We start from the raw sequence: 14,858 nt of genomic DNA, 5'->3' as shown, positions 1-14,858 counted from the left end.
TTACAGTTTTACAGTGATACCGGTATTGATTACTTTTTGTAAGGGATAAGCAGGGAACGGCACTTCAGGATCTACCCCTTTATAAGCCGAATGGGTAAACAGGTTTTGCGCATTGGCAAAGACCTTTATGCCCCGCAGCCTTAGTTTTCTTATCCACGCATAAGGAAGATTATAACCTATTGCCACATTCTTTACGCGGAGATAATTCCCATTTCGGAGAAAATACGAGCTTGATTGAAACAGCGGTGCATAATTGTAGCCATTGCCACCTGCGGTCAACCGGGGATATAGAGCGGTGGTGGCTGTTTCGGGAATCCAGCGGCCCAGTGACTGGATATAGGCTTGCGAATAGCCGTTGTTCTGCCCCTGAAAACCAGCATCGAGGGCATTGCTGCCCACATAATTTTCCCGGTTCGCTACCCCCTGCAGTAAGATGCTGGCTTCTATGCCCTTGTAGTCGAAACCAGCCGTAACGCCATAATAGATCAACGGCCGTTCCTTTCCAATGGGCGCCACATCAAACTGATCGATCACATGATCATTGTTGAGGTCTTTGTATTTTATATCACCGGCATGTGGCGTATAACCTGCAATCGTAGCCGCTGCTGCCGCATCTGCTCCTGTTTGCAACAATCCATCGGCAATAAGTCCATACCGTTGCCCCACGGGGTGGCCGGTATGAACATTCCAGGGGTAGGCCTGGTATTGTTCATCCATAAAGATCACTTTCGATTGTTGTATGGCAGCATTGCCGGTTACAAAGTAGTTGAGGCTGCCGATGCGGTCCTGGTAGGTAAGTGATAATTCGCCGCCTTCGTACAGATCGATCCCGATATTTTCCACGGGGTAGGTAGAACCGATCAACGCAATGTTGCGTCCACGCGTTTGCATCACATCAAAATAGCGTTCGTGGTAATAATCGGCAGTCAGCAACAGCCGGTTATTAAAGAAAGCCATATCAACACCGGCATTCAGTTTATCGGCTTTTTCCCAGGTGGCACTCACATTCGCGAGCACCTGGCTGCCGGGTACACCCTGTTCACCCAAACCGGCCCCATTGGGATAATTGCTGCCAATGGGGTAAGTACCGGCTACCTGCGTATAAAACTGCCGCCAGATAAAATAACCATAGTTGTCTACATTGGCATTACCGGTACGGCCATACGTAACACGCCATTTCAGTTGATTGAGCCAGTTGGAGGTCGCCCGCATCCAGCTTTCCTTCGCCATGTTCCACCCTGCTCCACCGGCATAAAAAAGCCCGTACTGGTTACCGGGTGCATAGCGATTGTATCCGCTGTAGTTCAACGCACCTTCTACAAAGTATTTATCGGCATAATTATAAGCGGCCTTGCCCGCAAAATTGGTCAACGCCGAAGGGATATCGTAATTCAATAACACATTCTTTTGATCGAACAACAGCATAGCGGCAATGTTGTGATCGCCAAACTGCCGGTTATACCCGGTTGACAACTGCACAAAGCGATACCGGGCCCAGGAAGTGTTGGTGAAATTATTTACCTGGTTAATCGTACTGCCATAGCGGTGATAAGCCGTATCGCCTGCATTTGAAATAGATTGCGAAAACACCGGCGCCTGTTTGCTGCGGTCCTGGTTGCTGGCTTCCTGTACCGATACATTTCCTTTTGCTTTCGCCCACCAGCCTTTTACCCAGTTATCCAGTTTGTAGTTAAGGTCCAGGTTAACCATTACATCGCGCAGGTGATCGGCCATATAACCCGATGAAATGGTTTGTGCCAGCAGGTTCTGGGTATAGTTGGCAGAACCGCCAAACGATCCGTTGGGATTATACACGGGATACGCATTATTGGGCGTGGTTAACAATCCCTGTAAAATGGTAGCAGTAGTAGCTCCGGGTTGTGTGCCATCCTGTAAACGCCCGAACAATTGTACCCCTACATTGAAATTCTTATTTACGTCTATATCAATGCGGGAATTGATCATATACCGTTTCAACTGCGCATTGGTATTATAGGAGTTGGAATCAGATTCAACAAACAGTCCGTTCTGATTCATATAGTTCAACCCTATTACATAGCGGGCTGTAGCGCCGCCACCGGTAACACTCAGGTTATACCGGTTCAAACTTGCCTGATCGCGCAAAATGGTATTGTACCAGTTCACATCAGGATGACCAACCGGATCGCTTTGATCGCGGTACGCGGCAAAGTCAGCCGCGGTATAGGCCGGTGTTTTGTTGTCATTCAACAACGCCTCGTTCAACAAATAGGCATACTGATAAGCGGGTAATGGTTTGGGCAATTGAACCGGTTTCTGCACACCGGTCTCTGCCGTAAACGCCACGCGTGGTGCACCGGTAACCGGTTGTTTGGTGGTTACTATCAATGCGCCGCGGGCACTGTTCTGCCCCAGTAAAATGGTTGACAAGGCATCTTTCAATACACTTACAGACGCTATATTTTCCGGATCGAGCGAATAAAATTCGCGCTGTACGCCATCGACCACTACAATGGGCGATTGGCCCGCACTGGCATTGTGCCCCCTTAACTGAATATTGAACTCGGTATTATCAGTAGGCCCCGCACCGCTGGTATTGTTTGGAATGTTCCCAATAAAAATATCCTTGCTGGTAAGGCTTCCCGTTAAGGGTGTATAAAAGCCACTGGTCTGGTTTACATTCAACCCGGCCAGCCGGCCGGGTAAGGCGTAGGTATACGATGAAGCGGGTGTATTGCCCAACTCATTAGAGCCCACGGTTGCAATGGATCCCAAAAAAGAACTCGCATTGGTTTGGCCATACAACACATTCAAAGCAGGCGCCGGTTTATTGGCAATATAGATCGTATCACCGGCAGCCACTGTTTTAATGGCCGGGCCGTTTTTTTGTTCCAGGTATCGGGCCGGCAATCGAACAAACAAAGGCCGTCTATTACCCGCTTTTACTTCAATGGTATTATAACCCGGGTATTCAAACACCAACACGGCGCCAGGCGTCGCAATTATTTCAAATACGCCATCCTTATTGGTGACCTGAGCGATCTTCTCCCCTTTCAGGTGCACCATGGCACCCTGTACCGGGTAGCCGAAATCATCCACCACCGTTCCATTAACGGCGGTTTGCGCCAGGCAGCTGTGCGGCCAGGCGATACACAACAGCGCTATGAACAGCACGCTGCCGGTTTTTACAATGTTTTTATATATACTGGAGTGAACCATATTAAGCAGTTAAAATGTGCAGAGTTATTATTGACATTTGAACGTATACAGGAATGGCGCGGTTCCACCGGCATACCCCACCTTGTTGTTTCCGCTGGCATCGGTAAACCAATACCGGAGGCCGGTGAGGTGCTGGCTGGCGGAAAGATTAAACAGTTTTCGGGGCCAGATGTCTTTCTGCCATTTATTCAAACCCAGCGTCGTCATTTTGGTGGCATCGGTTTGCGTACAAACAGACAGGCTGTCGCCCGATTCTGTAATACCCGAAATACATAGGTAAACCTGCGAGGCATTATCCAGCTTCGTTGATTGCACACCGCCGTCGAAAGAGAGCGTGATGATGTCATTGTCGAGCGAAGTGCGTGGGTCAACCGTGGAGATCTGGGGATTACAAAAATCGATCAGATCACCGGTACCATTTACCTGAAAACAACCGGAGTAGGCCGTAGCATAGCGGTCAGAACTGCTTAACCCATCTGTACTGTTGGCCACACAATAGCCCAGTTTGAACAGCAGGTTATCGGGACTTGTTTTGATCTTTATACTCACGGTGGCGTGTACGGTTGAATTGTCAGATACCGGATAACTGGCGTTGGAATAGAACGCCACCCATTCATAATCGGGCAGCAGGTTGCCACCGTTCCCTACTTTAGTGGCCAGCAGTGTGGGCCAATCCATACCACCACCCTGTGGTGCCGGGGTGCCGGCCGGGATCACCGTCATGGCCTGGTCGCCGGAGGTGATGTCGCTGGTAAAAGTAATGGCAGCGTTTTGTGCCGTCTTCCACACTTTTGGCACCAGCACCGCTACCATAAAGTTGGAGGTTTGTCCCTGGTCGATTTTAATGGTTACATTAAGGGTAATGGGCAGTACACTGCCCCCATTGACACTGGCAGGGATGGCCACATTATCGATGGTGATGCCACAGGCCGCAATGATCAGCAACAGCAGACCGCCAATGATTTTCCAGATCACACCGGCTGATAGTTTGCGTTTACCCGATGGGTTATGTTGTACAGGCTGGTTATGCATTAGTTCGCTTTTTGAAGGGTGTATTGATAGGTGTTCAAACTGCAGCCGGGACTGAACGTAATGATCAGGTTCCGCTGCCCCTCGGTAACCGGATACTGAAGCGGCGAAGTTTTTGCGCTGCTGTCGGTAGCCTGAAAGCTGAGCTTAAAGGGATACGTGGGATCGTCGAACGCCCATTTCCCATTGCGGCTCACGATAAAAGGCACCAGGCTGTCGATGGTATAGCTGCTGTCGGTAAAATGGATCCTGAATTGTGAGAAGTCGAACCGGGTGGTAAGGTCCGTTCCATTGCGCGTGGCCTTGATGATCTGCCAGTTGCCCGACAAGTTCTTAACAGGTTCTGATGGCGCAATCATCAGCTCCGGCTTACAGGCAAATAAGGCCAGGGAGCATAATATGGGTAATAAGATTTTCTTCATATAGCTATCGCAGTTAGTATAATGGATTCTGTAACAGTTCGGGCGATTTGGCAATTTCCGGCAGCGGAATCGGCCACAGGTACATCGCGTTGGTGAAATTGTGTTTTCGAACAACGAAAGGCTTGTACACAACACCCTGTCCGCGGCTTACTTCCATGCCATGCATAGTTTGATTTTCCGTTTGGTCGGCGATCAGCCAGCGGCGTACATCCCAAAAACGAAACCCTTCAAAGGCCAGTTCCAGTCTTCTTTCCTTCCGGATCACCGTGCGCATCTGCTCCTGGCTGAGGCCCGCAGGCAATTGCCAGGGCCGCAAACCTGCCCGCTGTCTGATGGCTTCTATTGACTGGTACACTTCCGCAGTAGGCCCCACGGCTTCATTGGTAGCTTCCGCGAAATTCAACACCACCTCTGCATACCGGATAACCGGTAATACCCTTGCCGTGTTACCCACGCTGTTGTTGATCACATTGGGGTCTACCATCTTATAAATGTAGAGCCCTGTTGGCGTGCCTTTGTACACCGCATCGCCGCTGGATGCCACGGCTGACGTTCCTGCCGTATTGATATATAACTGAAGCGGCGAAGGCTGGTTGGTACCAAAAGTTACCCGCATCGTGGAATCGTGCATGATAGAATAACCAAAACGGGGATCCCGGTTCTGATACGGATTTTGCGGATCATACCCCGATGCCGGATCGGTAATCTCCAGCCCATTGCTCATGGGGAAGGCATCTACCATTTCCTGGTAAGGGAAAGAACCACCGGATCCGCCACGCGAAGGCACATCCCATAAGGACTCCAGGTATTTATTGTCCCCCATCATCCGGGGCAGGATGTATTCGGTATTGTAACGTTTGGTAAACAGCTCCTGAAAGCCATACCCCAATTCACCGGGTTTTGAGGTAGAATCTACAAACAGCTGGTATGCATTGAGCGCAATTACTGCTCTGGCGGCATCTGCTGCCAGCTGCCAGCGATTGGGATCAGCATCCGGATAAGCAACAATACCCGCGAGGTTAGCATCCCCGGCGGCCATTCCGCCTTTATTAAATAAGGGACTCGCAGCAAATAATAACACCCTGGCTTTTACTGCCATACAGGCCCCTCTGCTGGCCCGGCCGTATTGTGCACCCGTCCAGGTAGTGGGCAGCACTGCTGCTGCCATATCCAATTCCGACAATACATAGTTTACACATTCCTTATAGGTATTGCGTTGTACTTCGATGTTATTGGCCGACGTATAAATGGTATCCCCAATCAACGGCACGCCGCCGTAATGCTGCATCAGGATGCTATAATACCAGGCGCGCAGAAAACGGGCTTCGGCCGATACCTGTGTTTTCAACGCTTTGTTGAATGGAATAACAGGCAGGTGTTTCAGGAACTGGTTAACCGCGCGGATGTCGGTATAACATTTTTTCCAGGCATCATCGGGTACAACGGTGGGGTTTACCGAACCGGTGGCAAATTGAATAAAGCCATTGGTACTGGCCGCATTGGGCCCCTCGGCTTCATCACAGGCCGCTTCCAGCCCGCCCCAATACGTACCGGCGCTATTGGTGAACCGGCGTGGGTCACTGGCAAACCCGATATCTACATAAATATTATTCAGGAACTGCATGGCGTTCGAACTATCGCTGAAAGTGCTGTTCTCATCCAGGCTCGAGGTTACGGTCTGGTCAAGAAAACTCGTTTTCTTACAGGCAGTCGTCAGGGCCAACAATGCAGCAATCGTCAATACTGCTATGGCAGGTTTTTTCATTTTTTAGCAGAGTTTAGATCCACTTATGGTAAAATTGTACAGATATTTAAGCCTCAAATGGCTAAAAAAATGTTGGTCAGCCCGGTAGAAAATGGTCAACCAAAGGTGTTAATTGGGTAAATGGTGGTAAAAAATGGTGTGGTGCATTCAATCCGGAACAACGGGTACCAGCATGGTGATGGCAGTAATTCGGGAGTAGTGCCCGGGAGTGGTGTAATAACGGTTTTAATATCATACACAAGCAATTAGCGTTAAGAATTCAGGCGGTTGCGCCTTGTTGATTTTGGCTTTTTATTCGTGGCAAATCGTGATTGCCTGATTAAATGTAGAAAGAAAAACCGTTTTAGGAAGCTTTTTTATATACTTTTCTGCCTGCGTTAAAATAAGTTATGTTATAATAGTACAATGATTGCTCCCTTTGGATTATTTCTGTTGCTGGCTTTTGCAGCTGCTTACGTTGCCTTTTGGCTGGAATACCGGCGAAAGGAAGCGGTTGGCCTTATCCGTCCTTTCATTGGGCCGGCCCTAACCGTGCATCCGCTTGTTTGGGCCTTATTGGGGTTTGTGACAGGCGCTAAACTCGTTTACTGGTGGCTGCATCGCCATATGTATATCGGAACCCCGCAGGATTTTATCTTCTCCAGCCGTGGTAATGGGTGGGCTGGTGTAGTGACCGGACTAATTGTATGGTTCATAGCAAGACGACAACCAGCTAACCCCGCAACCGAACCCATGCACCCTTACCAATTGATGGATTACCTGCTGTTGTATTGCGGGTTGTTTGGTTTTGCCGGCGCAGTTGTTTTTGCCAAAGTGGAGGCCTTATCCAGTGATGCCTCTTTCTTTTCCTTCAATGGATTGAATTACTATGGCGGATTGATCGCCGGCACGCTTACTTATTTATACATCAATAAACGGTATGGCATCCGCCCCGCCATAGCTGTGGACATTGGCAGCCCCGGTATGATGCTGGCCTATGCTATTGGCAGAATGGGTTGTCATGTAGCCGGTGATGGCGACTGGGGTATTAAGAATGTACAACCGGGCCCCGCCTGGTTACCCGAATGGCTGTGGGCCAGCCGCTATCCACATAACAGTATACACCAGGGTATTTATATCCCGGGGTGCACCGGCAGCAATTGCACCATACTGCAAACACCCGTTTACCCTACCCCTTTGTATGAGGCTATTATCTGCTTTTGCCTGTTTTTACTCCTCTGGCGCCTGCGCCGCACCATAAAAAAACCAGGAATTCTTTTTGCTTATTTTGCCATCCTTAACGGTGCCGAACGTTTCTGCATTGAATTCATCCGCATTAATCCCCGCTATCAGTTGGGCATTTGGAAGCTAAGCCAGGCCCAGTTTCTCGCACTGGGTTGGATCCTGACCGGTTTGATCGTGTTGGTTGTTTCTACCCGTAAAACCGCTTCCATCCAGTAGTATTATTTTACCATGGCTCAAATTCAGCCTGATATAAAAGTATTTAAATTCAATATTTAGCACTTACTTTTAATTCCTGCAACTGCTGATTGCCTGCTTATGAACCGTTATAAACAAATTGGAGGAGCTATTATTTCCGGCTTATGCCTGTTTATTGCCGTGCAACATGCCGTATTTATTTTGGGATGGATAGCATTGGTACCGGTATTCAGCCTTCAGTGGCAAGTTATAAGCCCTAAGCCATCGCGGCAGTCATTTTTCTCCGGATTTATTTTGGGTGGAACCGTTTCATGCTGCGCTTTTGCCTGGATGATCAACGGCGTACCTGCGTTTACCGGTTTATCCGTTGGTTATGGCATCGCAGCTTTCCTGATCTGCACCCTGTTCTTCGCCCTCGGTTGCGCGCTTGTGTTATGGCTGGCCTTTTTGATTCCCAATCCTTTATATATCGCCGCCATCTGGGCACTCGCTGAATTTGTTTTACAAGGGGCGGCAGGCGGATTGCCCTGGTTCCTTTTTCATGCCGGCAATGCCCTTTCAGCAAATCTATATGCTATTCAGCCGGTGTCTGTAATAGGTGTTACCGGCTGCAGCTTTCTAATAGTACTGGTGAATGCGCTGATTGCAAAAGCGATCGCCCAACGCCGCTATAAACAATTATGGTTACCTGGATCCCTGTTTACCGCTTTTATGGGTTGGGGCTGGTTGCTGCTGGTTTTATTCGACCATTCTAATAACAACACCGCCCAACAAGCAACATTCAGGCTCGCGCTTTTACAACAACATATTCCACCCAACCTGCAATGGGATGAAGCCAATGGCAATGCGCTGGTGCAGCAACTGCTGCAACAGGAACGCCGGTGCATAGTGCAACACCCCAACATGATCCTGTGGTCTGAATCGGCCATTCCGTGGACCTACTCCCCTGACGATGACCTGGTCAGGGAACTGCTTCATAATTCCGATACTGCCCGCATCACACATATCCTGGGTATGAACACCGCCGTTACCAGCGACGTTGTTGGTAACTCTGCCTATTGCCTGTTACCGGGCGGCCGGCTTGCTGGCCGGTATGATAAGGCAACACCGCTGGTGTTTATTGAACGGCCCTGGCAGGGTTTGTTACTCCCTTTCTTTTCGGCTAATGGCTATTCGGTATTGCCGGGTAACAACCAGTTGCCCTTGTTCACCCCTTATGGAAAAGCGGGTATCCTCATCTGTAATGAATCGGTATTGCCCCAAGCCGCTGCCTCTACTGTGCGGCAGGGCGCGCAGTTTTTGTTGAACCTGAGCAACGATGGCTGGTTCCGCAATACCTATCTCGTAAACAGTCATTTTTATAATGCGCGGCTGCGGGCGGTAGAAACCCGTAAAGACCTTGCCATCAACAGCAACAACGGCCGGTGCGGTCTCGTCAGTGCATCAGGCCGCATCGATGATGGGGAGCTGGTTACCATCCGTCCCAATACGATTAAAACCATCGCCGTCCGTTTCCCCCAATTACCCGCCTGCATTTGCTTACTCCTGCTGATCACCACCATTTTCATACACCAGAAAACCAAATTAACATGAGATCAAAACGATTACTTGCTGTATGCCTGGGGCTGTTTATTTTCAGCAGCCAGGTTGTTGCCAACTTTAGCCAGGCCCACTGGCGCTGGCGAAAAGACAATGGCACTGAAAATAAAGCGGCCTGGTTCAGTCCGCAGGATTTCCCTTCCACCCAGGCCTTTGTAGCCGGTTCCCCCCTCCGCCTTCGCATAGAGGTGTACAACAGTTTAACCAATACCGAAACCGGGGTGGTAAACCTGCAATACCAACGCGGCAGCGCCGGTGCCTGGACAACCATCAACACCACCACAACCGGTCATGATTTTGTAATGGCGGGCTCCAGTGCATTTGTTACCGACAAACAAGCGACTACTTTACAGATCAGGGATGATGGCGCCGGTACGTTTACCGGTGGGAAGGTGCTGGTAAGCACCTGGCAATTCACCGATACCATCAATGCCGGCAACAGGAAGGAATATGAATGGTGTATAAAACCAACCGCTTCGTTGTCGAAGGACAGCATCTATCAATTTCGAATGCTTTTTACCGGTAGCCAGGACGCACTCAACTACATCACGCCGGCACCTAATCTGATGCTGCGCACCAATACCACCCTACCCGGCAATGCCGGTATTTATAAAGATCCGCTGGTAACCGCTTTCTTCGATAGAAAAACAGGCTGGATCGCCAGCGATGGCGCGCTTACCATTCCGCTCTCAGACGGACGGGTATTATGGGCCATGAACGATAGTTACATCGATCACCTGGATACGGTGGCCGGTACCACGCCCTGTTTGTTCCAGGTGCGGAATGCCGCGTTGGTACAACCCTTGGGCAACTGGAACTGGACCGCTACCAGCACGCGCATCGGCACCAGTTCGGGCATCCCCAGTTTGTTCAAGAACAATACCGACGATAACTATCTGCTGTGGCCAACCGGTGGTTACCAGAATGGCGATACCGTGTATGTATATAACAGCAATATAAAAAACAGCAACGAAGGCCTTGGCTTTACCCGGGGCGGCAACGACTTCCTTGGTAAAATGATCATGCCCGGTCTTTCCGTAGTCGGTTTTGATGCGTTGCAAAACTTCAACGACATCACCTTCGGCATTGGCTTCGATACCGACGAGCCGGGCAATTATATTTATACCTGGGGTGTACAAAGTGCTTTTATCACCAGCAATATTGTAGTGGCGCGTTTCCCCCGAAATAATCCCCGGGCGCCCTGGTCGTTCTGGAATGGCTCGGCCTGGGATACCGCGGTCTCCCATATCGCACCAGTGAGCCAGGGTGCTTCCAATGGTGTATACGTAGCAAAAGTGCGCAATAAATATGTGGCATTGAGCACAGAGTTCAGCATAAGCTGCGATGCCGGCACCCGCATTTATGTGGCCACCAGCAACAGCATTACGGGTCCGTTTACCAATAGAAAAGTGTTGTACACTATACCCGATAATGAGTTGGGGCATACGCCATTCTTTTATGCACCGGCCCTGCATCCGGAGTACATCAATACAAACAATGAGATCCTCATAACCTACGACATCAACACCTTCAGCACCTGCGTACCGGCTTGTATCAATAATGGGTTTAACCCTGATTACTATCGGCCACGCGGTTTGCGGGTGCCATTGTCGCTTTTAGATTCCAGCATCACTTTGTCCAATGTATTTGGCATGGCTGCCCCTGTTCATCGTGGCAGGTTGTCGGTTTATCCCAACCCGGGTCATTCTTGTCTTACGGTATTGCTCAACGGGTTTAAAGGAAGAACGGCAAACCTGGTGTTGCGAACTACAACCGGACAGTCCGTTTACAGCAATAAGATCGCTGTTAGCGGGCCAACCGCCAACTTAACCGTTAACTTGCCCAAAGGCTTACAACCCGGCACCTATTTTCTGCAGGTGCAAAATGAGGAATACAGCCAGGTAACAAAAGTTTTATTGCAATAATCAATCAATATTAAATTCACCAGATGAAATTCCGATTCACGCTCATCATTACTGCATTGATCGTAGTTTTTAGCAAAGCCGCCCACACCACTCCCCGGCCGATGGCCAACAACAATGAACCGCCAACTGCCTGGAACGCCAGCTGGATTGCTGCGCCCGGTGATGATGGGCGTGAATATGGGATTTACTATTTTAGAAAACAGCTTGAACTGACGGCCAAACCAGCCAGTTTCATCATTCATGTCTCGGCCGACAACCGGTACAAATTATATGTGAACGACAGCCTGGTATCATTAGGACCGGCAAGAGGCGACCTGTACAACTGGAACTATGAAACGGTTGACCTCGCACCATTCCTGGTGGCCGGAAAAAATACCATTGCCGCCATGGTGTGGAATGAAGCCGATCACCGGCCCGAAGCACAAATAAGTTTCCGCACTGCGTTTATTGTACAGGGAAATACCAAAGCAGAAGAAATACTCAATACCAACAACAGCTGGAAGTGTATCCGCGATAATGCCTACCACCCTATCGGTGGCTTTTTTGCTGCTACAGTTGGTGAGCTGGTTGACCGGAACAAAACCATCAACCACTGGATGAGCACTACTTTCGACGACAGCGCCTGGCCCCATGCCAATAACCTCATCAGCGGTCAGCCCAAAGGGTTGTCGGATGGGTTTGGGTGGATGCTGGTGCCTTCCTCTTTGCCACCGCGGGAAATGACGTATCAACGCATTCCGGTTTGCCGCAAAGCAACCGGTATTGCAATGCCTGCAGGATTCCCGGCAAATAAAACGGCGGTAACCATTCCCGCAAACACCACCGTGACTTTATTGCTCGACCAAACGTTTCTTACCAATGCCTATGTTACTATGCATTTCAGCAAAGGTAAAAACGCCGGCATCTCGCTGCGTTATGCAGAATCACTGGTGGCCGAATTCACCAAATACGGCGCCCGTAAAGGGAACCGCAATGAAGTGGAAGGAAAGCTTTTCAGCGGTCGCAAAGACAGCCTGGTTTCCGATGGCAGTGACAACCAGGTATACACCAATTTAAACTTCCGTACTTTTCGATACATACAATTACTGGTACAAACGCAAAATGACCCATTGGTGATCGATGATCTCTTCGGCACCTTTACCGGTTATCCTTTTCAACAGCCATCCAGCTTTGTAACCACCGATACCGGCATAAACAAAATACTCGAAATAGGCTGGCGCACAGCGCGATTGAACGCCTGGGAAACGTATACCGACTGCCCATACTACGAGCAGTTGCAATACATTGGCGATACCCGTGTGCAGGCCATGATCACGTATTACAACAGCGCCGATGACCGGCTGCCCCGCAATGCCATTGACCTGATGGACCATTCCCGGTTAACAGACGGCGTTACCCTTAGCCGGTATCCCTCCAAAGGCACACAGATCATTTCTACCTTCTCGCTGTGGTACATTGGCATGTTGCACGATTACTGGCAATACCGTGGCGACAGTACTTTTATAGGCAGCAAACTGGCCGGCGCCCGGGCCATCCTTTCGTTCTTCAACAAATACCAGGCTGCAGATGGTTCTTTAAAAAATACACCCTACTGGACCTTCGTTGACTGGGCCAATGGCCAAAACTGGTTTGTTGGTTCACCACCCAAAGGATCAGATGGCAGCTCGGCCATACTTGATCTGCAACTACTGTGGGCGTACCAATGGGCCGCCGGTTTGGAAAGCCAGCTCGGCATACCTTATTATACCAATCAATACACCCAAAAAGCAGCGCAGCTGAAACAAACCATCCAGCGCAAATACTGGAATGCCGCCCATGGTTTATATGCCGACACCAAAGAACAAAACAGTTTCTCCCAACATACCAACTCACTGGCTATCTTAACCGGTATGCTTAACAGCACCAATATAACTGCGGTAGCCAGCCGGCTGCTCACCGACAGCACGCTTACCCAGTGTACCATTTATTTTAAGTATTACCTGCACCAGGCGCTTGTTAAAGCAGGTTTGGGTGATCAGTATATGAACTGGCTCGACATCTGGTATAAAAACATAGCCGCCGGCCTTACCACCTGGACGGAAGACAGCAATATAGATTACACCCGGAGTGATTGTCATGCCTGGGGCAGCAGTCCGAATATTGAGTTTTTCAGAACGGTATTAGGCATCGATAGCGATGCACCGGGTTTTAAAAAGATCAAAATAACCCCACACCCCGGCAAGCTGACCAGCCTGGCCGGAACAATGCCGCACCCTAATGGAAATATTGCCGTTAGGTATCAACTACAAAACGGCAAATGGATGATGGAGATCTCGCTCCCGGTAAAAACAACGGGTACCCTCGTCTGGAAAGGAAAAGAATATGGGTTGAAGGCAGGAAAAAATATCATTCAAATCTAACTATTCACCAATAGGCGTTGCAACAAAAAATACGTGAAAAACACCTGATTTTACAAGCCAATATCTTAATAACTTGAGATGAATTCTTCTTTACTTTTTTGACAGACTTTCAGGGATTGAGCTAAGTATCTAATTCTAATACGTTCAATTTTTTCACAACATGACAATTGGTACCACACCAAACGGATTGCACACGCCCATAACAAACGTTGTAAGAACTGAATCTTCCCTGGACAACTCAAAAATTTCTGCGGGGCAAATAGGCGAGTTGGGCGAACTGGCCATCGGGGAAGACCTGGGGATAGAAACCATTCCGCGCACCATTTTGGAATCCTCAATTGTAGATTTCAGGATACCAGATCTGGAAGGGCTCGCAGATATTGGCGCCGCTACATTTGGTTTATCTATTCGTGAAACACGTTTTGGCACCGATGAACGCATACAGGTCGAAGACACTTCCAAATTTCCGTGGTGCGCTATTGCTTCCCTGCTTATTACCGCTGCAGACAATACCAGCTGGATCGGTACCGCCTGGTTCACAAGCCCCAGAACATTGATCACGGCCGGCCATTGCGTATATATCAAAAATGAGGAGACTGTTGAAAGAAATGGCTGGGTAAAAAAAATACAGGTAATGCCCGGGCGAAGTGGTATTAAACTTCCTTATGGCAGTATTACCGCAACTGAATTCTGGACTGTTAAAGGCTGGGGTGAATCGGGTTTGGAGACCTGTGACTATGGTGCCATAATTCTGCCTGTTCCTTTTGAAAAGGACCTGGGCAGTTTTGGTTTCAGGGTATATAACGATGAAGAACTGCTTAACAAACCAGCCAATGTTCCCGGCTATCCTTCCGACAAAACAAGCGGCACCTTGTGGTACGATAACAGGGCAATGGGAAAAGTGGAACCGGAAAAAGTATATTACCAGGCAGACACTGCCGGTGGACAAAGTGGTTGTCCGGTTTATGTTATCAAGGACAAAGTACGATGGGCGGTGGGCATTCATGCTTATGGCGGGCAACAATCGAACTCAGGCACCCGCATACACGATGCGGTATTTGATAATCTAAAAGCCTGGAAAGAGGCCGGTGTATGATCACCC

9 protein-coding genes and 1 pseudogene are annotated in these 14,858 nt (G+C 49.3%); 5 read left to right on the top strand and 5 right to left on the bottom strand.

What is annotated here, in order from left to right; translation table 11 throughout:
• The 5 genes and pseudogenes from BMX95_RS11240 to BMX95_RS11225 all read right to left on the bottom strand — a co-directional run bounded on the left by BMX95_RS11240 (position 1) and on the right by BMX95_RS11225 (position 6,414).
• A complete protein-coding gene (locus BMX95_RS11240) occupies positions 1 to 2,736 on the bottom strand; it encodes a SusC/RagA family TonB-linked outer membrane protein (protein ID WP_394335011.1) in 2,736 nt (911 codons plus the stop codon).
• A 192-nt stretch (positions 2,737 to 2,928) separates the two neighbouring features.
• Positions 2,929 to 3,198: pseudogene (locus BMX95_RS35825) on the bottom strand (carboxypeptidase-like regulatory domain-containing protein); the annotation flags it as partial.
• A gap of 27 nt (positions 3,199 to 3,225) precedes the next feature.
• Positions 3,226 to 4,230 carry a DUF4961 domain-containing protein gene (locus BMX95_RS11235; protein ID WP_081204549.1) on the bottom strand — a complete coding sequence of 335 codons (1,005 nt, stop codon included), beginning with the start codon at positions 4,228 to 4,230 and terminating at the stop codon, positions 3,226 to 3,228.
• Positions 4,230 to 4,649, bottom strand: coding sequence for a DUF5004 domain-containing protein (locus BMX95_RS11230; protein ID WP_081204548.1), 420 nt, complete (start codon positions 4,647 to 4,649; stop codon positions 4,230 to 4,232). Before BMX95_RS11230 ends, BMX95_RS11235 begins: the two co-directional genes overlap by 1 nt.
• 13 nt (positions 4,650 to 4,662) lie before the next feature.
• The gene (locus tag BMX95_RS11225; RefSeq protein WP_081204547.1) at positions 4,663 to 6,414 is read right to left on the bottom strand and encodes a RagB/SusD family nutrient uptake outer membrane protein; all 1,752 of its coding nucleotides are present in this window, start codon (positions 6,412 to 6,414) and stop codon (positions 4,663 to 4,665) included.
• Positions 6,415 to 6,819: 405 nt separating this feature from the next.
• On the opposite strand from BMX95_RS11225, the gene BMX95_RS11220 reads away from it, so the two are divergent.
• The 5 genes from BMX95_RS11220 to BMX95_RS11200 all read left to right on the top strand — a co-directional run bounded on the left by BMX95_RS11220 (position 6,820) and on the right by BMX95_RS11200 (position 14,852).
• Positions 6,820 to 7,854, top strand: coding sequence for a prolipoprotein diacylglyceryl transferase (locus tag BMX95_RS11220; RefSeq protein WP_081204546.1), 1,035 nt, complete (start codon positions 6,820 to 6,822; stop codon positions 7,852 to 7,854).
• 99 nt (positions 7,855 to 7,953) lie between these two features.
• Positions 7,954 to 9,426: an apolipoprotein N-acyltransferase gene (gene lnt, locus BMX95_RS11215; protein ID WP_081204545.1), complete on the top strand. Its 1,473-nt coding sequence runs from the start codon at positions 7,954 to 7,956 to the stop codon at positions 9,424 to 9,426.
• A complete protein-coding gene (locus BMX95_RS11210) occupies positions 9,423 to 11,357 on the top strand; it encodes a T9SS type A sorting domain-containing protein (protein ID WP_081204544.1) in 1,935 nt (644 codons plus the stop codon). Before lnt ends, BMX95_RS11210 begins: the two co-directional genes overlap by 4 nt.
• A gap of 23 nt (positions 11,358 to 11,380) precedes the next feature.
• Positions 11,381 to 13,756, top strand: a complete 2,376-nt coding sequence (locus BMX95_RS11205) for an alpha-L-rhamnosidase-related protein (RefSeq protein ID WP_081204543.1) — start codon at positions 11,381 to 11,383, stop codon at positions 13,754 to 13,756.
• A gap of 160 nt (positions 13,757 to 13,916) precedes the next feature.
• The gene (locus BMX95_RS11200; protein WP_081204542.1) at positions 13,917 to 14,852 is read left to right on the top strand and encodes a trypsin-like serine peptidase; all 936 of its coding nucleotides are present in this window, start codon (positions 13,917 to 13,919) and stop codon (positions 14,850 to 14,852) included.
• The last annotated feature ends 6 nt before the right edge of the window (positions 14,853 to 14,858 follow it).

It is taken from the genome of Niastella yeongjuensis (genome assembly GCF_900110245.1).
Lineage (GTDB): Bacteria > Bacteroidota > Bacteroidia > Chitinophagales > Chitinophagaceae > Niastella > Niastella yeongjuensis.
This window is presented reverse-complemented; position numbering and strand designations above follow the sequence as displayed.

Coding starts and splice junctions, on each gene's coding strand:
- BMX95_RS11235 (WP_081204549.1), bottom strand. CDS start 4,230: ATGCATAACCAGCCTGTACAACATAACCCATCGGGTAAACGCAAACTA.
- BMX95_RS11230 (WP_081204548.1), bottom strand. CDS start 4,649: ATGAAGAAAATCTTATTACCCATATTATGCTCCCTGGCCTTATTTGCC.
- BMX95_RS11225 (WP_081204547.1), bottom strand. CDS start 6,414: ATGAAAAAACCTGCCATAGCAGTATTGACGATTGCTGCATTGTTGGCC.
- BMX95_RS11220 (WP_081204546.1), top strand. CDS start 6,820: ATGATTGCTCCCTTTGGATTATTTCTGTTGCTGGCTTTTGCAGCTGCT.
- lnt (WP_081204545.1), top strand. CDS start 7,954: ATGAACCGTTATAAACAAATTGGAGGAGCTATTATTTCCGGCTTATGC.
- BMX95_RS11210 (WP_081204544.1), top strand. CDS start 9,423: ATGAGATCAAAACGATTACTTGCTGTATGCCTGGGGCTGTTTATTTTC.
- BMX95_RS11205 (WP_081204543.1), top strand. CDS start 11,381: ATGAAATTCCGATTCACGCTCATCATTACTGCATTGATCGTAGTTTTT.
- BMX95_RS11200 (WP_081204542.1), top strand. CDS start 13,917: ATGACAATTGGTACCACACCAAACGGATTGCACACGCCCATAACAAAC.